Origin of the sequence: Rossellomorea vietnamensis (assembly GCF_008180615.1) — a bacterium.
In the GTDB taxonomy this organism is placed as follows: domain Bacteria; phylum Bacillota; class Bacilli; order Bacillales; family Bacillaceae_B; genus Rossellomorea; species Rossellomorea vietnamensis_D.
Map to the genome: position 1 here is coordinate 1 of NZ_VTEH01000015.1, position 19,746 is coordinate 19,746.

Consider the following 19,746-nt stretch of genomic DNA (forward strand, 5'->3'; position numbering starts at 1 on the left):
GTTAGTAAGCTTTTTCATATCGTAGTTCATAAGAGGACAAGCTAAATGCTTTGTTGGTAATAAAGATAAACATTGACTAATGACTGTTTTTTGAGCTAACATAATAGAGGTTTTGTGCTCCTTTTGTAGATAGTTTGTTTTTGGGAACAAACAGTCAATACATCTACAATAGGAGCTTTTTTTGTGTTTGTCTATAACTTCTCCCGCTCTATTTACTTATTTTGGAACCTACGCAAAGCCAGTGGGTCTCACCTGTCCCGCTAGTCCCGCAGGAGGTCGTACACCTTCCACTCCAGTCAACATAAGCAAGGAACTGAGAATCCAATATAAACCGGCGTATCAACTTCTCATATAAATTTGGTTATAAATTCACGCTAGAGTTAAAAGGAAAAGCAAGTCGGCTAGCATGTTTCAAGTTTCTTAATTGGATGACGCTTTCTTACTTATTTAAATAAAATTTCCCCCTTTTGCTCATACTATTTCTGAATTGGATTCAATTACAGAATGGAGAGTTGAGCAAATGGAAATGGATTTCAGAAATTCTACAGAAGCTGCACTGCACCATTATAAGCAGGGATTAGGTGTATTTACTAAAAAAATGCCGGAGTTGGCTCACCATTATAATGCGTTCACAGAAGAATGTTTCAAAGAAGGAGTTCTCTCTAAAAAAGATAAACAGCTGATCGCACTGGGCATCAGCTTGTACTCACAAGATGAGTATTGCATCATCTATCACACCAAAGGATGCATCGATCAAGGATGCTCAGAAGAGGAAATCCTTGAAGCTGTTGGAGTAACGGCTGCATTTGGCGGTGGAGCTGCCATGAGCCAGGCGGTCACACTTGTTCAGGAATCAATTACAGAACTGAACCAACTAAAACAATAGTAACTACAAGGCTGACAGAATCGATTTGTCAGCTTTTCTCATTTTATAGATAGGTTTTGAATTAACATTAACTGCGAAGAGGGACAGTCCCTCAGCTGATAAAATAGGTGTATAGTGTCCCTTTAGAGTAGTTTGAAGACCATCAGAGCCGGTGAAATATTCCTTGGTGTCCAGGTAATATGAAGTTTGGTATCACTTATGGCACTCTGTGTCATTCTCACTAAAGCCAATTTGTGCTACACAAAACTTAATTTTAAAAGTTCAAAACAGAAGCATAGCGTGGGAATATTGTGAAAATATAAGGTGGAGGGGTTTCAGTGTTTTTAAAACAGCTGACAACTCCGTTAAAAACTGGAAATCAGTTTATATGCGTTTTGTTTTTAAAATACGGGGGTAGTAACATTATATACGTAGTTAAAAACCTGAAAGGAATGATTCATTATCAACGACTCTCTAAAAATGGAGTATACGAATGAAATGGAAAAGGCGATGCATGGAGCCCATGGAGTAGGCTATGAAACCTATAAGAGAAAACATAAAGTTCGTATGCAAGTGGAAAAGAGAAGAGAGAATGAATACGTCGAAAGCAGAAGAATGATTGCCGATTTGGATCGTAAAGTACACGCTAATATATAATAGGAAGAAACAAGGAGAAAAGAGGCTGGGACATAACTAGCCAAAAATCATGAAAAAAGGGCTTCAATCATCATTTCGGATGATTGAAGCCCTTTTCTTTCACTACTCTCGTGGATTAGGTTGCGTTCCTGGCAGTCAACTTTCTCAAGTTAACCGCCATCAGCGCGAAGCCCATTTCATTTTGCACGCGCTCCTGGCCTCTGACCGACAATCTTGTGAAACCTAAATTAGCTTTCAGAAATCCAAAAACTGGTTCTACGTCGATTTTACGTCGGCCGTAGATTTCACCCGTTTTCTCGTCTGAAAGCAGTGTTCTTATCTTCTCTTTTTGTTGTTCCCATTTTACATTTAATAATAGTTTTCGATGATTTCCTTCCTTGGCTTTCGTGCACTCAGAACGGAAAGGACATCCCGTACAGCTTTCGCACTCGTACACCTTAAACTCCCGAGAAAACCCGTTTCGGTCTGTCTTGTGTGACAGGTGGCGGAATGTGAGTTGTTGATTATTCGGACAAGTAAATGAATCGGTTTCTTCGTCGTACTTCCAATTGGCCGTATTGAATTTATTCTTTTGAGCCCTTTTCGTTTTCTCTTTGCGGTACATGTTGTAGGTAATCAGTGGCGTAGCGGTTCGATTTTCAAAGACATCCTCATAATTTTCTTCACTCCCATAACCAGCGTCAGCCACTATGTATTTTGGGAGTGTAAAGAAGTGATTTTCGATCGTATTCAGAAATGGAATGAACGTCCGTGTATCGGTCGGATTAGGGAAAACATCATAGGCAAGAGCGTGCTGCCCTTCGCTCGCAATTTGTACATTGTAGCCAGCTTTTAGTTGTCCATTCTTCATGTAATCGTCCTTCATCCGCATAAAGGTGGCGTCGCGATCTGTCTTAGAATAACTGTTGCGCGTACCGAAAGTGGCCATGGCCTGTTCATACTTTTGTTTGCGTGCGACAAAATCCTTAAACTGTTTGAGGAGCTGCTTGGGCATTTTACGTGCTGAGCGAAGCTGTTTTCGTTCGCTTACGTCCTTACTGGATTCGATGGTTGTAGTGAGTTCATCAACGGTGTCTTCGAGTTTCCCCACGACTTTAGCCAACTCTTTTGTAGAGAGCACCTCCGGACTTTCCCGTTCTATTTCAGGTATGATTTCCTTTTCCACTAGTTCATCATAGAGTTGATTCGATCTTTCAATGAGACCAGCACTGTAGTTCTCCACCGTTTTCCGCCAAACGAACGTGAACTTATTGGCATTAGCTTCAAGTTTGGTTCCGTCAATGAAGATCGCTTCATCATCAATATGCTTTTGCTTAACGAGATGGCAGCGAAATTGAACAAAGCACTCACGAAGAAGCGCTTTTACTTCTGGGCAGACACGAAACCGGTTAATCGTGCGGTAGCTCGGTTCATGCCCTTAGGCAAGCCACATCATCCGGACACTGTCGCCGAGGAGAGCTTCAATTTTCCTTCCTGAGAAAACGGATTGGGTATAAGCACATAAAATAATCTTCATCATCATACGTGGATGGTAAGCAGGGCAGCCTGTGCTTCGTATGAACGAATCGAAGGCTTCGTGTGGTATTTGCTCAACGAGGTCGTGCACGGAGAAGGCAATATCATTTTTTTGAAGTTTGATTTCTAAATCCAGGGGCAAAACCACTTGATTCATGATATAATTTTTAAACATAAGGACCCTTCTTTCAGATGGAATTTTGTGTGGTAACTTTATTTTATCAGAAGAGGTCCTTATTTTAATTCAAAAATAATCTAAGCTGGAGAAATTTTACTCGTCGTAAAATTTCTCCAGCTTTTTCATCTTAGAGGAGGGTTTTGTCCCAGCCTCTTTTCTTTGTTTATAGACGTAAAAACAGCAGCCCGCCTTTTTTTCTCTTTGGAACATTTGCCTGTCGAGGCTGATCAAGGCGCTTGCGCTTTCGTTGCGTCCAGCTGCAGCGCCTAGCCCCTCGGGATCAAATAACCCAAAGAGAATAAAAGGAAAGCCCGCCTTTTTTTCTCTTTGGAACATTTGCCTGTCGGGGCTGATCAAGGCGCTTCCGCTTTTGTTGTGTTTACTGATAGGGAATTCTTTGTTAATCTTATTGGAGTAGAGAAATATAAGGAAAGCCTCATAATCCTTTTTGTTGGGAGGCATCTTTGTACATGTTTAAAGCTGGGGAAGCAAACAATATGAAAGGTCAGTATAATGCAGTTTTATGTCCTTTTAACCTCGGTTTAAACAGTTGCTTATAACTTTTATTTGTTATAAGATTGGAATGAGAATAAATTGAGAATGGTTAAAAATAAACTTTCTTATAAAGTCGCGGAGGTATAATAATGGCAGGTTCAACTTTAACAATCACAGATCTTCATGTTGAGATCGAAGGAAAAGAAATCCTCAAAGGTGTAAACCTTGAAATAAAAGGTGGAGAAATCCACGCAGTAATGGGTCCGAATGGTACTGGTAAATCAACTTTGTCTTCAGCTATCATGGGACATCCTAAGTACGAAGTAACAAAGGGCAGCATCACTTTTGATGGTGAAGATGTTCTGGAAATGGAAGTGGATGAGCGTGCGCGTGTAGGTTTATTCCTAGCGATGCAGTATCCAAGTGAAATCAGCGGCGTAACAAATGCCGACTTCCTTCGTTCGGCTATCAACAGCCGTCGTGAAGAAGGACAGGAAATATCACTTATGAAATTTATCCGCACAATGGATGCAAACATGGAAGAGCTTGAAATGGATCCGGATATGGCTCAGCGCTATTTAAACGAAGGCTTCTCCGGCGGTGAGAAGAAACGTAACGAAATTCTTCAATTGATGATGATTCAGCCAAAGATTGCAATCCTTGATGAGATTGACTCCGGCTTGGACATCGATGCTTTGAGAATCGTTTCAAACGGTATTAACAAAATGCGTGGAGAAGAGTTCGGCTGCTTAATCATTACCCACTATCAGCGTCTTCTTAACTACATCACACCGGATAAAGTACACGTAATGATGCAGGGACGCGTTGTGAAATCGGGTGGACCTGAGCTTGCGAAACGTCTTGAATCAGAAGGATATGACTGGATTAAAGAAGAGTTAGGCATCAAAGACGAAACTGTCGGCCAAGAAGCGTAAGCGTTAGGGGGATTAAGATGACTGTAGAAACGAAACTACCAGTAGAAAAGGAATATTTGGACTCCTTTTCAAAAGGTCTTGGAGAACCTGAATGGTTTTCAGGCCTTCGTACCCAGGCTTTGGCTAAAGCGGGGGAATTGGAGCTTCCTAAACCGGATAAAACGAAAATCACTAAGTGGAATTTCACTGAGTTTAAACAGCATACAGTAGAAAGCAAGCCTTTTGAGAACTTAAGCGAGCTTCCTGATGCTGCTAAAGCGTTAATTGATACAGAGAGCAGCAGTAATAACTTATACGTTCAGAGGAACAACACTCCTGCTTATTTGACGCTTTCACAAGAACTGCAGGACCAGGGTGTTATCTTCACGGATATTCTGACTGCCATCAAGGAACATGGCGATCTTGTGCAAAAGTATTTCATGAAGGAAGGCGTCAAAGTGGACGAACACAAATTGACTGCCCTTCATGCTGCGCTTCTTAACGGCGGTGTATTCTTATATGTACCTAAGAACGTAGAGGTGAAACAGCCGATCCAGGCTGTCTACATCCAGGACAATGCAGACACTACTCTTTTTAACCATGTACTTGTTGTAGCAGATGACAATAGTTCTGTCACATATGTTGAGAATTATATCTCCACTACAGATGTAGAAGAGGGAATCTACAATATCGTGTCGGAAGTGTTCGCTAACAACAATGCTAAAGTGACTTACGGAGCAGTGGACAACCTTGCAAGCGGGATTACAACTTACGTTAACCGCAGAGGGACGGCTGCAAGAGATGCCCGCATCGATTGGGCTCTAGGCTTGATGAATGATGGAAATACCATTTCAGAAAATGTAACGAACCTTATGGGCGACGGTTCTTATGCTGATACAAAAACCGTGGTAGTCGGACGAGGGAAGCAAAAGCAGAACTTCACGACGAAAGTGGTACACTTCGGAAAGAACTCTGAAGGATACATCCTTAAACACGGTGTCATGAAGGACGAAGCATCTTCCATCTTCAACGGCATCGGAAAAATTGAACATGGAGCTTCGAAATCCAATGCAGAACAGGAATCACGCGTTCTTATGCTTAGCGAAAAAGCACGCGGAGATGCCAACCCGATTCTATTGATTGATGAAGATGATGTTACAGCAGGACATGCTGCTTCCGTCGGCCGTGTTGACCCGCTTCAGCTTTACTACCTGATGAGCCGCGGTATCCCTCGTCAAGAGGCAGAACGCCTTGTCATCCACGGATTCCTGGCCCCGGTTGTTAACCAGCTTCCTATCGAAGGAGTTAAAAAGCAGCTGACAGAGGTCATCGAAAGGAAAGTAAATTAATGAATGCAAAAGAGATTCGTAAATATTTTCCGATTCTCGACCAGGAAGTCAATGGCCATCCGTTAGTTTATCTGGACAGTGCCGCTACTTCACAGAAACCTGTGCAGGTTATTGAAGCTATGGATAAGTACTACCGTGAATATAATTCAAATGTCCATCGTGGTGTCCATACCCTTGGGACCCTTGCGACAGACGGGTATGAAGGTGCCAGGGAAAAGGTCCGCAAGTTCATCAATGCGGAGTCAACCCAGGAAATCATCTTCACCAGGGGAACAACTACAGCGATTAACACGGTAGCTGCAAGTTATGGCAGAGCCAATGTGAGGGAAGGCGATGAAATCGTCATTTCCCATATGGAACATCACAGCAATATCATTCCTTGGCAGCAGCTTGCCAGAGAAACCGGCGCTTCTTTAAAATATGTTCCCCTTCAAGAAGATGGAACGATTTCAGTAGAAGATGTCAAAAATACAGTAACATCCAAAACCAAAATCGTATCGATCATGAAGGTTTCGAATGTCCTCGGGACGATGAATCCTATCAAGGAAATTACGAAGGTCGCCCATGAAAATGGCGCGGTCATGATGGTCGATGGGGCCCAGGCGGCACCTCACATGAAGGTCGACGTCCAGGACCTAGATTGTGACTTCTTCGCTTTTTCCGGCCATAAGATGGCTGGTCCAACCGGGATCGGTGTCTTATATGGTAAAAAACATCTTCTTGAAAAAATGGAGCCTGTTGAATTCGGCGGCGAAATGATCGATTTTGTCGGCATGTATGAATCGACTTGGAAAGAGCTTCCTTGGAAGTTTGAAGCCGGTACACCTATCATCGCGGGCGCAATCGGTCTTGGAGCGGCCATCGATTTTCTTGAGGAAATAGGTATGGATCACATTGAAAAGCATGAACACCGCTTAGCGGCCTATGCAATGGAAAAAATGTCCGAAGTAGAAGGCATGACCATTTTTGGAACGAAGGATCCTGCCAAGCGGGCTGGCCTTGTCACCTTCAATATTGATGATGTCCATCCTCACGATGTTGCTACAGTACTAGATGCAGAAGGGATCGCTGTCCGTGCAGGACATCACTGTGCACAGCCATTGATGAAGTGGCTGCAGGTATCCGCTACGGCGCGCGCAAGCTTCTACATTTACAATACAGAAGAAGATATTGACAAACTTGTTTCCGGACTAGTGAAAACAAAGGAGTATTTCAGCGATGTCTTTTAACAATTTAGATCAATTGTACAGACAGGTGATTATGGATCATTATAAAAATCCTCGCAACAAAGGCACACTTGAAGACGGCAGCTTTACAGTAGATATGAACAACCCTACGTGCGGCGACCGTATCCATCTGAACCTGAAAGTGGAAGATGGGAAAGTGACAGATGCCAAATTCGATGGAGAGGGCTGTTCAATCTCAATGGCTTCCGCTTCAATGATGACTCAGATTATCATTGGAAAAGACATTGAGACGGCAATGAGGCTTTCTGAAGTTTTCTCGAATATGATGCAAGGAAAAGAATATGATGAGGATATTGACCTTGGTGATATAGAAGCCCTTCAGGGAGTGGCAAAATTCCCGGCACGCATCAAATGTGCCACACTTGCCTGGAAGGCGATGGAAAAAGGAGTCAAGGAAGGGAACTAACCCTAAAGGACTCACACTAGAATGGAGGAATCAACATGGCGAAAAAAATGCCTGAGATCGGAGATTATAAATACGGTTTCTCTGATAAAGACGTATCAATTTTCCGTTCGAAACGCGGCCTTACTCGTGAAATTGTTGAAGAAATTTCACGCATGAAGAATGAGCCTCAATGGATGCTTGATTTTCGTTTGAAATCTTTGGAGCATTTCTATAACATGCCAATGCCGCAATGGGGCGGAGACATGGCTGGTTTGAACTTTGATGAAATCACTTACTATGTAAAGCCTTCTGAGAGATCAGAACGCTCTTGGGATGAGGTTCCAGAAGAGATCAAACAAACATTTGACAAGCTTGGTATTCCTGAAGCAGAGCAGAAATACCTTGCCGGTGTTTCAGCGCAGTATGAATCTGAGGTTGTTTACCACAATATGCAAGAAGACCTTGAAGCGCAAGGTATTGTTTTCAAGGATACAGATTCTGCATTAAAGGAAAACGAAGAAATTTTCCGTGAACATTGGGCGAAAGTCATCCCGCCGACGGATAATAAGTTTTCTGCTCTGAACTCCGCAGTATGGTCAGGTGGATCTTTCATCTACGTACCGAAGGGGATCAAAGTGGAAACACCTCTTCAAGCGTATTTCCGTATCAACTCTGAAAACATGGGACAATTCGAGCGTACACTAATCATCGTTGATGAAGGAGCAAGCGTACATTATGTTGAAGGTTGTACTGCACCTGTTTATACAACGAACTCTCTTCACTCAGCGGTTGTTGAAATCATCATCAAAAAAGATGCTTACTGCCGTTATACAACGATCCAGAACTGGGCGAATAACGTATACAACCTTGTTACAAAGCGTGCAGTTTGTGAAGCAAACGCAACTATGGAATGGGTGGATGGAAACATCGGAAGTAAGCTGACGATGAAATACCCTGCGGTCATCCTTAAAGGAGAAGGCGCAAGAGGCATGACCCTGTCAATCGCTTTGGCAGGTAAAGGCCAGCATCAGGATGCAGGGGCGAAAATGACTCACCTTGCACCTAATACTTCTTCTACAATCGTTTCTAAATCGATTTCTAAACAAGGCGGTAAAGTAACATACCGCGGGATCGTTCACTTTGGACGTAAAGCAGATGGAGCGCGCTCGAACATAGAGTGTGATACGCTGATCATGGATAATCAGTCAACTTCAGATACAATTCCTTACAATGAAATCCTGAACGACAATATTTCATTGGAGCATGAAGCAAAAGTTTCAAAAGTATCTGAAGAGCAATTGTTCTACTTGATGAGCCGCGGAATTTCTGAAGAAGAAGCGACAGAAATGATCGTAATGGGCTTCATCGAGCCATTTACAAAAGAACTTCCAATGGAGTACGCAGTCGAAATGAACCGTCTGATCAAGTTCGAGATGGAAGGTTCTATCGGTTAATACAGAAATCCCGTATGCATTATGCATGCGGGTTTTTTGTGTGTAAGGCCCGTTGGTTGTACGCACGATTAGGATTTTCCGCCCCTCTGATAACGAAAAATTTGCGGAGTGCGAGTAAATTAGCTGGTTTGCTGATAAATGAGGGATTTCCGCCGATAAACTAGAAGAAATCGCCGATAAAAGTTATTATCCGCCGATAAACCTACCGGAAACGCCGATAAAAGCAGCCAAATCGCCGATAGAACAACCCTTCGACTGCATTAAGGAGCTGCCTATTCGAAAGTCATCCATATTGTTCAGCTGAAGAATGGTGAGTATCAATACAAACCTGAAAATAGTACGGAGGGAAATTATTTATTTTGGTGATAACATCTTCAAGACAGCCGGCAAAATCAACTGTTTGCCCAATAACCGGCAACAGTGGTATGTTAAATAAAGGCTGAACTCAAATAAATTGCTGCTTTCGGAATAATCTTAAAACCTGATTTAACTCCTTGGTCCCTGAAGATTTTAACAGGGAGAGAAACTCAGTTCTTTCAGTAAGCCAGTGTACTATGGCGTTATTCCTTGAAAGGTATATTAGATAGCAGCAAAGGTTAAAACAAGAGCCTGGATAAAAGCATACTGCGAAACGGGGTGCTGTTTTGATATATATCGGATTAACCGGCTGGGGTGATCATGATTCACTGTATACCAATATCTCACAAAGGGATAAGCTGAAGGAGTATTCAGCGCACTTCCCGATTGTTGAAGTGGATTCTACTTTTTATGCTGTCCAGCCATTAAGAAATGCAGAAAAGTGGGTGAGAGAGACGCCGGCTTCTTTTCAGTTCATTGTAAAGGCGTATCAAGGAATGACTGGACATAACCGAGGGGATATTCCATTCAGCAGCAAAGAAGAAATGTTCCAGGCATTCACATCCTCGCTGAAGCCATACATCGAAGCAGAAAAACTTGGTATGGTGCTTCTTCAATTTCCACCCTGGTTCGATTGTAAAAAAGAGAATGTGGAATACTTAAGGTATTGCAAGGACAGGCTGGGAGATCTGCCGCTGGCCTTGGAGTTCCGGCATCAATCATGGTTCTACCCTCAATATAGGGAAAGGACGCTTTCGTTTATGAGAGAAGAGGGCTGGATACACAGCATATGTGACGAACCCCAATCAGGGGAGGGATCGGTGCCGACTGTGCTTGAAGCGGCCAGGGAAGATATGACGCTGGTCAGGTTTCATGGAAGAAACGTACATGGGTGGCAGAAGCCGAATGGAGATAACTGGCGTGAGGTCCGCTATCTTTATCGGTATAATGAAGAAGAATTATCAGATTGGAAAGAAAAGCTTGAAACGCTGAAAGAGCAAACGAAAGATATTTTTATTGTTTTTAATAATAATTCGGGCGGAGATGCAGCAGACAACGCCAGGCAGTTCCTGGACATGCTCGATATACAATATACGGACCTTGCTCCCAGGCAGCTTGATTTATTTTAAGCCTGCCTGGAGAATTTTTCGGTTCATGGCAAACTAACGAAGTAAAAGATTTGGAGATGACAACATGGAATGGATACTATTAGTGCTGATCGGCCTCTTTGCTGGAGCGCTTGGTTCATTGGTCGGGTTAGGAGGAGGAGTGATTATCGTTCCTGCCCTGGTTTTCTTTGGGGGATACACCGCTTTACTTGATGACTTAGGTCCGCAAGTGGCGGTTGGAACTTCACTGATTATCATGATTTTTACAGGCCTTTCTTCAACTCTGTCCTATATTAAGCATAAGACGGTGGATTACAAGAGCGGACTGTTATTTTTTATTGGTGCCGGTCCTGGCTCCATTATTGGTGCTGTTGCAAATAAGTCTTTTAGTATGGAATCCTTCAATTTATATTTTGGTTTTTTTATGATTTTAGTCTCCTTTATTTTGATGATCCGCAACAAGATTAAACCAATTGAAACTTTTAAACAGAGCAGTTACCAGCGCAGCTTTACGGATGCTTCGGGAAGACAGTTCTCCTATGGATTTCCGCCTGTGCTTGGTGTGGCAATAGCCTTTTTTGTCGGTTTTACTTCCGGCCTATTCGGAATCGGCGGCGGATCGCTGATGGTGCCGGCCATGATTCTGGTATTCCTGTTTCCCCCACATGTCGCGGTGGCTACCTCCATGTTCATGGTGTTTTTATCCGCCTTAGTCAGTTCCGCCACACACATTTATTTAGGAAACATTAACTGGCTTTATGCGCTTGCGATTATCCCGGGAGCCTGGTTTGGAGCAAAAGGGGGAGCGTATTTGAATTCAAAGCTTCAGTCAGGGGCACTTGTCAATATTCTGCGAATCATATTGGTCCTGATCGGGATCCGGCTTGTTTATCAAGGATTTACCGGGTGAATTTGAGGGCTTCATGTTTTCATTCACTATACATAGGTAAAATGAAACGTAATAGTACCAGCTGGACTTTCAATCCCTGATTGAGTTTTTTAGTCGGTACTCTGTCTGGGATTCAGTGTTTTAAAAGGAAGTGGGTGAAAGAGTGAAAGAAACAATTCATATTTATCATACAAACGATTTACATAGCCATTTTGAAAATTGGCCGAGAATCCGCGACTTTCTGAAATTGAGAAAACAGTGGCATCTTGATGCTGGAGATGAAGTGTTTCTCTTTGATATCGGGGATCATGTCGACAGGTGGCATCCTCTTTCGGAAGCCACCTTGGGGAAAGGCAATGTCGAGATGCTGAATGATGTTGGCTATGATGCGGTTACAATCGGAAACAATGAGGGAATCACGTTCTCATATAGCGAACTGAATGACTTATATAGTGATGCCCGGTTTGAAGTGCTGCTTGCCAATTTACATACGAAGGATGGCAAGATCCCTGCCTGGGCAAAGCCTTACAGCATTTATGAAACCAAAGCAGGAACGAGGGTTGGTGTCCTGGGTTTGACCGCCCATTTTGCTCCTTTTTATAAACCATTAGGATGGAATATATATTCTCCGATGGATCAGCTGGACTTCTGGATGAAGGAGCTGTCGCCTCAGACTGATATGATTGTCCTTCTTTCTCACTTGGGAATAAGGGACGATGAGTGGATAGCGGAATCGTACCAAGAGATTGATATCATTTTGGGAGCTCATACCCACCATATTTTTCATGAAGGAAAAGAAATCAACGGAACGCTGCTGGGGGCGGCGGGAAAACATGGACATTATGTGGGCCATATTATATTAGAGTTTGATACTGATCAAAAGATCTTCTCTACACGAAAGGCTCAGCTTTATGAGCAAGATGGACTTCCTGTTTCAAAAGATGAAGAAAAGCAGATAAAAGGGTGGCATGACGAAGGGGAAAAGATGCTGAATGAAACGGCAGCCGTTTTGGAAAGGGATCTAAAAGCGGACTGGTTTAACCCTTCAGAACTGCCTCAATTGCTTTCGGACGCCCTGCTTCATTGGTGTGAAGCAGATTGCGCTTTCCTGAATGCCGGACTGGTACTGGAAGGACTGCGGAAGGGCAAGGTCAGCAAGTTTGATATACACAGGATTCTGCCTCATCCGATCAACCCCTGTGTGATTCACTTGACTGGGGCGGAATTGAAAGAAGTGATCAAGGCAACAAGAGATGAAGAACTTCATCATCTACAAGTAAAAGGGCTGGGTTTCCGCGGGAAAGTCATGGGGATCTTCGCTTACAGTTCGATCACCTTTGGAAAAGATATTCACCATATATTTATCAATGGAGAGCCTATTAATCACCGTCGTACGTATAAGCTGGCAACGACAGACATGTTTACTTTCGGGCACTTCTTCCCTGAGTTGCAGCGGAATGAAAAGCAGTATTATATGCCGGAATTTCTTAGAGATGTGCTTGCCTGGAAACTTAAAGGAATGAATTCAAGATAAACTGTAACCTCTCCTTGCCCCCTTTCATAACATAACAGTTGAAAGGAGAGGATGACATTGATGAATCTTTCCCCAGTGGAGATAGAGGGTCACACTTTTCTGGCTGTATCTGTGCAGCTTCCCAAAACAAACCTGCTTGTCGTCACAAGCGACAAGGGATATATAATGTGCGGTGCGCTTGATGTCGGCCTGCTGAATGAAAAGCTGAAGGACAGGAAAATCATTGCAGGCAGAGCTGTAGGGGTGAAAACAATCCAGCAGTTGATAGACGCTCCCTTGGAATCGGTGACTCATGAGGCAGAACAATTAGGTATTACTTCCGGGATGCCTGGAAGAGAGGCGCTATTGAAGATGATATAAGTTAGAAATCCTGAGCCCGTTCTGGTTCAGGATTTTTTAACTCATTAGCACATCAAGAAGTGAATGTTACCAAGAAAATTATAGAACAATTGGAATATTTATGTTTCAAGGTGAAAAAAGAGGGTATATAAGTAAGTGGAATTAATGGTATTTTTCAAAAGAAGCGGGAAATCCCTTATAGAGATAGAAACTGGAATACTCTTACAAGGAAATTAGGACGACAAAAGGATTATTGAAAAATAATAATCGAATCAATTATGGTTCTCTTGAAAATACCTTTAAATGCTTTATAATGAAGATATTAGTAAAATTTGTCGAAAATGATTAAGTATACATAGGAGAATTCGATGAGATTTATATCAGCCAAAACTCTAAAACCAGGTATGGTCATGGCATCAACCGTTTATAATGGTAACGGACAGGCCCTTATCAAGTCGGGTGTCTCCGTTACAAACCGGATGGTCCAAAGATTAATCCAACTGAATATCCAGTATGTATACATAGAAGATGGTTTATCGGCAGGAATTGAAGCGGCTGATTCCATTCCTGCTAAGGTCAGGCAGGATGCGGTCAACAAGATAGATTCAACCTTCAGCCATTTGGAAAAGAACTCTGTGTCCAGCAACCTTGTTGCCTTGGAACAAAGTGCCGGCAGCTTTAAGGAAGTCATAGATACGATTCTTAACGAAATCAAAGGCAGCGGCGATTTGCTGACGTTACTGACAGATGTCTTTACCTATGACTCTTATGTATTTCATCATTCGTTCAATGTCACTCTTTATACCCTCGCGATTGGAATCGAGCTTGGGATGCCTCCGAAGCAGCTTGATATGCTTGGACTCGGAGCCATCATGCATGATATCGGAAAGATGAAGGTACCGGAAGATATCTTAATGAAGCCGGATAAACTTACATATGAAGAATTCAATGAAGTACAAAAACACTCAGAATACGGGTTTGATCTTCTGAGGCAGTTACATAATGTATCTCTTCTTGTGGCCCATTGCGCCTTTCAGCATCATGAACGCCTTGATGGATCTGGATATCCGCGCGGCCTTAAAGGGGATGAAATACACCCTTTTGCCAAAATCATTGCCGTTGCGGATGTTTTCGATGCTCTGACTTCCAACCGGGTTTACCGGGACGCCATGCTGCCGCATGAAGCTCTTGAGATTTTGTACGCTGGTTCAGGCACTCTGTTTGATGCCAATGTGATCCACGCTTTCAGAAAGTCTGTAGCCATCTATCCGAACGGGATGGTGGTCGTCCTGAGTGATGGCAGAAGGGGAATTGTCGAGAAGCAGAATAAAGGGCTTACCCATAGACCGATTCTCCGCATCATTGCGGAAAACGGAGAAGAGCTTTCACAACCATACTCTCTAGATTTGGGAAGAAGCCTGGATACAACCATCACAGGATTCGATTCCGAGTTTGAAAGCAGATTGATGGAAGTATAAAATATTTTGTTACAGTGTTCCCCTGCTTAGAAGCATATATTGCTTGTAAGCAGGGATTTTTTTAAGACTTTTTTCTAAAAGATTGGCTTTTTAATATGAATTTATTAAGTTAAGGCCATTATTCAAAGGGAGTATTGCTATAGCAAGAAGAAGAGAGCTGTTCTCTTGTTTAGAGAGAGAAAATCTTTGTATCCGGAATGGAACCTGCACTTAAATTTTTCCTAGACAACTCTAAATGCTAAAACATTCTATTTTGATGTTAGAATCTGATTTTACCTTCATTCCCTTTACGTATGAGGATTGGAGCGGAGTCCTTCCCCTGGAGCGGAAATCCATCAATTTTCATAAGCAACAACCTATGCGAAGAAGACCCTGCATGAAAGAGGATATTGCCTGCAGCACTAAGCCTGGTGGTAGGAGAACAGCCCCTATATTCCTGGCAGTAATCTATCGGAAAAGGAGAAAGAAGTACCACAGTATGTTACCAACAGCTGTGATGCTGTAAAAGCTGAGGTATAGAGTACAGTGGAAATTCACGGAAAAGAACAAAATATTCTTGTCAGGAACCGATATACCTGATATATTAATCAAGTGAATTTAATATTTACTCAATCATCTAAATCCGATGGGGTAGAGGCTGCACCTATTCATCAGTAAACCGAGTGAGAATGACAACTGTGATCTTGGTTGAAAGGGGATATGTGCCGAAGCAGAATGGGATTGGTCGGAATCCTTGCTGCTGGGGTTACCTTGAATAAGGGTAACACTGTCATTATAAGTCTTTCGAAGATTATAATGGGGAGCTACAGATCGAGATGGAGAAATGACTATATTACAAAAGGTAATAATAGGATTCTCTATTACTGCCTTTTTTTATTTTCTTCTATCATTCTGCAATTCCCTCCCTGTCATTATAGGAGGAGAAACAATGGAAAACTCTATTTATTCTTTAGTACCACCACTATTAGCCATTTTAATGGTCATTCTGACAAGAAGAGTACTTCTTTCACTTGGTGTCGGAATCCTCTCTGCCGGGCTGCTTCTGGCGGAATTCTCTATCACGGAAACATTCTCTATCATTTGGGATGCATTTAAAGGCATTTTCGTAGATGGCGGCGAGCTCAATACATGGAATGTTTATATCATCCTTTTCTTATTGATCCTTGGGGTCATCACTGCATTTGTGAATATCTCAGGTGGCAGCAGGGCTTTCGGGGAATGGGCACTGAAACGTGTTAAAACAAGAGCGGGCGCTCAAATCCTGACTGCGGTTCTGGGTATCATTATTTTTATTGATGATTATTTTAATGCGCTGGCAGTTGGACAGGTTTCAAGACCAATTACAGACCGCCATAGAATTTCAAGAGCTAAATTGGCTTATATCATCGATTCTACATCTGCTCCGATTTGTGTTGTTTCACCAATTTCAAGTTGGGGAGCATTTATCATCGCACTCATCGGCGGAATTTTAGCAGACCACGCGATTACAGGATATACGGCGTTCTCTGCCTTTCTCCAAATCGCTCCGATGAATCTTTATGTGTGGGCTGCCATCGGACTTGTCTTCATTACCTCTTACAGAGGAATTGATTTCGGAAAAATGCGTGAACATGAACAGCGTGCAATCAATACTGGCGAAGTTTACGATCCTGAAAAAGACATACCAGGCGAGTTGAAAAATGACCTGCCTGTGAGTGAGAAAGGGACAGTAGGTGACCTGATCTGGCCGATTATTGCGCTGGTTGCCGGTACAGTCAGTGCCATGCTTTGGACAGGATATCAGGCTGTTGCTGCTGATGGAGGAGAGGCATCTCTCTTAGCTATCTTTGAAAATACAGACGTATCGACTTCTCTGCTTTATGGTGGATTATTCGGACTTCTAGTCTCTCTGATTTTCTTCTTCAGACAGATGTCTTCATCGACTGCCATTACTGGAAGTGCATTGGGAACCGGGTTCATTGAAGGAATCAAATCCATGCTTCCTGCCGTTTATATCCTGATCTTTGCGTGGACGATCGTGACACTGATCGGTTCACTTCAAACCGGAGAGTACTTGGCAGGTCTAGTCGAAAGCTCCAATCTGAATATCGGATTGCTGCCGGTCATCCTGTTCTTAGTGGCGGGAGTCATGGCATTCGCGACAGGTACCTCTTGGGGATCATTCGGTATCCTGCTTCCGATTGCCGGAGAAATTGCAGCGGCTACAGATGTAAGCATTCTGCTGCCAGCCATGGCGGCGGTACTTGCGGGGTCAGTTTTCGGTGACCACTGTTCGCCAATCTCTGACACATCGATTCTTTCCTCTACAGGTGCGGGAAGCAATCACATTGACCACGTTATCACCCAGCTTCCGTATGCAATTACTGGAGCTGTCATCGCATCAATCGGTTTTGTGGCCCTTGGACTGACAGGAAGCACTCTTGCGGGTCTTGGGGTAACGATTATCCTTCTGGTTCTATTCGCTGTATTTGGCAAGAAAGCAGCCAATGCAGCAGCCGGAAGCTGATTATACTTTTTAAAAAAGAGAGGGTTTCGCTATTTAGCGGACCCTCTTTTTTTTATAAAAAGAAGGCTGCTTCGCAAAGATTGTGGCTATTGTGAAAGTAATGGATTTCCGCTCAAGGAGCGCGACCCCGAGGGGGTGGGCGCTGCAACTGGATTAGGGGTCTCACCTGTCCCGCTAGTCCCGCTGGAGGTCGCACGCCTTCCGCTCCAATCCTTTCACGTGAAAATGAAGAGCATCAAAAGCAACAATCTTTTAGAAAAAAGCCAAAAAGAAAGAATAGAGAGCGTTGATAGCAATCTATAAATAGTCGATAGAAGAAGCCTCGAACCCGTTGATAGGAAGAGCAAAGTCGTTAATAGAAGCCCTAAACCCGTTGATAAGAAGAGCAAAGTCGTTGATAGAAGCCCCGAACTCGTTGATAGGAAGAGCAATATCGTTGATAGAAGCACCGAACTCGTTGATAGGAAGACCGATTTCGTCGATAGATACGCCGAACACCTCGTTGACCCGTTGTGAATTGAAAAAAATCTGCCAATCGTTTTGTGTATAACTCAATGTCTGGCGAAGGAGAATGCCTGATAAGTTTGTTGAGTTTAGTGATAAAAATTAAAAGTTATATCAAGATAGCATCCAGACTTGTATACACGTATAGAAGGGGCTCTATTTTAAGAATAGAAATAACAAAAGTGAAAATTCAAATAATACTTTGACATTCGTCCTATTACTAGCTATACTGTTTTTAGATTATCCAAATAATCTGAAAATACTAAACATTTAAAACGAATTCAGGGGGGAGTTATCATGGAAAATCGTTCACAATGGGGCACGAGAGCCGGATTCATTCTGGCGGCGGTCGGTTCTGCAATCGGCCTCGGAAACATCTGGCGTTTCCCTGCAGTAGCTTATGAGAACGGCGGAGGGGCATTTTTTATTCCTTATTTATTTGCTTTGCTGACTGCAGGAATTCCACTTTTGGTCCTTGAGTTCACTCTTGGCCATAAGTACAGGGGATCTGCACCGCTTTCATTTTTCCGCATGAACAGAAAATCAGAATGGATTGGCTGGTGGGCTGTATTTGTTTCGTTTGTCATATCCACCTACTATGCAGTCATCATTGCCTGGGCTATGTCCTACAGTGTATTTGCTTTCAAACAAAGCTGGGGAAGCGACACACAGGGATTCCTTTACGGGGACTACTTAAAGCTTGCAGAAACACCAGGGCAAACTGGAAGTCTTGTCATGGGGGTATTCCTGCCATTGGTCCTAGTCTGGATCATTACGCTTGGAGTTCTCTTTAAAGGCGTTAAAAAAGGTATTGAGGTTGCCAACAAAATCTTTATTCCTGCACTGGTCATTCTTTTCTTAATCATCGTTGTCCGTGCTGTTACATTGCCGGGTGCGCTGGATGGATTGAATGCCTTTTTCCAGCCTAACTTTGATGTGATTATGGAGCCAAGTGTATGGATGGCTGCATACGGTCAGATTTTCTTCAGTTTATCCATTGCATTCGCTATTATGATTACGTATTCAAGCTATTTGCCAAAGAAATCTGATATCACAAATAACGCATTCATCACCGGATTCAGCAACTCCGGTTTCGAATTGCTCGCTGGTATCGGAGTATTCGCAGCCTTGGGCTTCATGGCAAACTCTCAAGGTGTATCTGTCCAAGAAGTGGTAGAAGGAGGAGTAGGGCTGGCCTTCGTCGTCTTCCCGCAGATCATCAATGCATTCCCGGCTCTTAATGGACTATTTGGTTTCTTGTTCTTCGCTTCATTAGTTCTGGCTGGTTTGTCTTCGTTGATTTCGATTACAGAAACGTACGTTGCAGGTTTCTCGGAAAAATTCGGTATCTCCCGGAATAAAGCAATCGCTTTCGGAGGAGGGGCTGCAGCTCTTATCTCGATTCTTTTCGCTACACAAGGAGGTCTTTACTTCCTTGATGCAGCAGACTACTTTATCAATCAGTTCGGTGTAGCATTCGTCGGACTTGTCGAAGTTGTGGCCATCGCTTGGTTCCTTCGCAAGCTGAACAGCTTCCAGGAGCATGCAAATATCGCTTCCGACATCCGTCTAGGCGGCTGGTGGAAAGCTTGTCTAGGAGTCATCACACCAATCGTTCTTGGCTATATGATGTTCGGACTGTTCAAGATGAACCTGCTTAAAGAGTTTGATACTGAAACGGGTAACTATGAAGGATATGCCGATTCATTCATCTTATTCGGCGGCTGGTTCGTTGCAGCATTTGCGCTGCTTGCAGGATTTGCTTTAACATTCAAACGCTGGCATGCAAAAACAGAAGCTGAAAGTTATAAGGAGGTAAGCTAATATGACAGGCAGTGCTATTTTTATGATGATTCTCGGTATGGTAATCATATGGGGCGGCTTGGCAGGCAGCATCCTTAATGCAATGAAAAAATCAAAGTAATGAATATTGAAGAGCCTTTGGGATTCCCCAGGGCTCTTTTTTATGTG

General features: G+C 43.1%; 17 protein-coding genes, 1 pseudogene and 1 riboswitch. Of the genes and pseudogenes, 15 read left to right on the forward strand and 3 right to left on the reverse strand.

Going from position 1 to position 19,746, the window contains the following annotated elements; translation table 11 throughout:
- Positions 1-520 precede the first annotated feature (520 nt).
- Both FZC79_RS16890 and FZC79_RS23285 read left to right on the forward strand, forming a co-directional pair.
- Positions 521-886 (forward strand): carboxymuconolactone decarboxylase family protein, encoded by a 366-nt coding sequence (locus FZC79_RS16890; RefSeq protein ID WP_148948027.1) that lies wholly within the window; start codon positions 521-523, stop codon positions 884-886.
- 477 nt (positions 887-1,363) lie between these two features.
- On the forward strand, positions 1,364-1,522 hold the full coding sequence (locus FZC79_RS23285; protein WP_187442851.1) for a hypothetical protein: 159 nt from the start codon (positions 1,364-1,366) through the stop codon (positions 1,520-1,522).
- On the opposite strand, the pseudogene FZC79_RS16895 reads toward FZC79_RS23285, so the two are convergent.
- Both FZC79_RS16895 and FZC79_RS16900 read right to left on the reverse strand, forming a co-directional pair.
- Positions 1,512-3,212 (reverse strand): annotated as a pseudogene (locus tag FZC79_RS16895) (IS1182 family transposase). The gene FZC79_RS23285 and the pseudogene FZC79_RS16895 overlap by 11 nt on opposite strands.
- Positions 3,213-3,308: 96 nt before the next feature.
- The gene (locus FZC79_RS16900) at positions 3,309-3,572 is read right to left on the reverse strand and encodes a hypothetical protein (RefSeq protein ID WP_187442852.1); all 264 of its coding nucleotides are present in this window, start codon (positions 3,570-3,572) and stop codon (positions 3,309-3,311) included.
- 287 nt (positions 3,573-3,859) lie between these two features.
- Between FZC79_RS16900 and sufC the strand changes: the two genes are divergently transcribed.
- The 11 genes from sufC to FZC79_RS16955 all read left to right on the forward strand — a co-directional run bounded on the left by sufC (position 3,860) and on the right by FZC79_RS16955 (position 17,271).
- Positions 3,860-4,645 (forward strand): Fe-S cluster assembly ATPase SufC, encoded by a 786-nt coding sequence (gene sufC / locus FZC79_RS16905; RefSeq protein ID WP_113926776.1) that lies wholly within the window; start codon positions 3,860-3,862, stop codon positions 4,643-4,645.
- A gap of 17 nt (positions 4,646-4,662) precedes the next feature.
- Positions 4,663-5,973, forward strand: a complete 1,311-nt coding sequence (gene sufD / locus FZC79_RS16910; RefSeq protein ID WP_148947943.1) for a Fe-S cluster assembly protein SufD — start codon at positions 4,663-4,665, stop codon at positions 5,971-5,973.
- The gene (locus FZC79_RS16915; protein ID WP_148947944.1) at positions 5,973-7,202 is read left to right on the forward strand and encodes a cysteine desulfurase; all 1,230 of its coding nucleotides are present in this window, start codon (positions 5,973-5,975) and stop codon (positions 7,200-7,202) included. Before sufD ends, FZC79_RS16915 begins: the two co-directional genes overlap by 1 nt.
- Positions 7,192-7,626 carry a Fe-S cluster assembly sulfur transfer protein SufU gene (gene sufU / locus FZC79_RS16920; protein ID WP_148941499.1) on the forward strand — a complete coding sequence of 145 codons (435 nt, stop codon included), beginning with the start codon at positions 7,192-7,194 and terminating at the stop codon, positions 7,624-7,626. Before FZC79_RS16915 ends, sufU begins: the two co-directional genes overlap by 11 nt.
- Positions 7,627-7,661: 35 nt before the next feature.
- Positions 7,662-9,059 (forward strand): Fe-S cluster assembly protein SufB, encoded by a 1,398-nt coding sequence (gene sufB / locus FZC79_RS16925; protein WP_148947945.1) that lies wholly within the window; start codon positions 7,662-7,664, stop codon positions 9,057-9,059.
- A gap of 644 nt (positions 9,060-9,703) precedes the next feature.
- On the forward strand, positions 9,704-10,546 hold the full coding sequence (locus tag FZC79_RS16930) for a DUF72 domain-containing protein (RefSeq protein WP_148947946.1): 843 nt from the start codon (positions 9,704-9,706) through the stop codon (positions 10,544-10,546).
- A 64-nt stretch (positions 10,547-10,610) separates the two neighbouring features.
- Positions 10,611-11,435: a sulfite exporter TauE/SafE family protein gene (locus FZC79_RS16935; protein ID WP_148947947.1), complete on the forward strand. Its 825-nt coding sequence runs from the start codon at positions 10,611-10,613 to the stop codon at positions 11,433-11,435.
- Between the two features lie 142 nt (positions 11,436-11,577).
- On the forward strand, positions 11,578-12,948 hold the full coding sequence (locus FZC79_RS16940; protein ID WP_148947948.1) for a bifunctional metallophosphatase/5'-nucleotidase: 1,371 nt from the start codon (positions 11,578-11,580) through the stop codon (positions 12,946-12,948).
- Between the two features lie 51 nt (positions 12,949-12,999).
- Positions 13,000-13,308 (forward strand): YunC family protein, encoded by a 309-nt coding sequence (locus FZC79_RS16945; RefSeq protein WP_397541130.1) that lies wholly within the window; start codon positions 13,000-13,002, stop codon positions 13,306-13,308.
- A gap of 347 nt (positions 13,309-13,655) precedes the next feature.
- Positions 13,656-14,765, forward strand: coding sequence for an HD-GYP domain-containing protein (locus FZC79_RS16950; RefSeq protein ID WP_148947950.1), 1,110 nt, complete (start codon positions 13,656-13,658; stop codon positions 14,763-14,765).
- Between the two features lie 623 nt (positions 14,766-15,388).
- Positions 15,389-15,579, forward strand: a riboswitch (Lysine riboswitch).
- A gap of 114 nt (positions 15,580-15,693) precedes the next feature.
- Positions 15,694-17,271 carry a Na+/H+ antiporter NhaC family protein gene (locus tag FZC79_RS16955; RefSeq protein ID WP_148947951.1) on the forward strand — a complete coding sequence of 526 codons (1,578 nt, stop codon included), beginning with the start codon at positions 15,694-15,696 and terminating at the stop codon, positions 17,269-17,271.
- A 297-nt stretch (positions 17,272-17,568) separates the two neighbouring features.
- Here FZC79_RS16955 and FZC79_RS16960 read toward each other — a convergent pair whose 3' ends face one another.
- On the reverse strand, positions 17,569-17,769 hold the full coding sequence (locus tag FZC79_RS16960; RefSeq protein WP_187442840.1) for a hypothetical protein: 201 nt from the start codon (positions 17,767-17,769) through the stop codon (positions 17,569-17,571).
- Positions 17,770-18,072: 303 nt separating this feature from the next.
- On the opposite strand from FZC79_RS16960, the gene FZC79_RS16965 reads away from it, so the two are divergent.
- Positions 18,073-19,599 carry a sodium-dependent transporter gene (locus FZC79_RS16965; protein ID WP_148947953.1) on the forward strand — a complete coding sequence of 509 codons (1,527 nt, stop codon included), beginning with the start codon at positions 18,073-18,075 and terminating at the stop codon, positions 19,597-19,599.
- A 1-nt stretch (position 19,600) separates the two neighbouring features.
- Positions 19,601-19,699 carry a methionine/alanine import family NSS transporter small subunit gene (locus FZC79_RS16970; protein ID WP_113926762.1) on the forward strand — a complete coding sequence of 33 codons (99 nt, stop codon included), beginning with the start codon at positions 19,601-19,603 and terminating at the stop codon, positions 19,697-19,699.
- Positions 19,700-19,746: the final 47 nt, after the last annotated feature.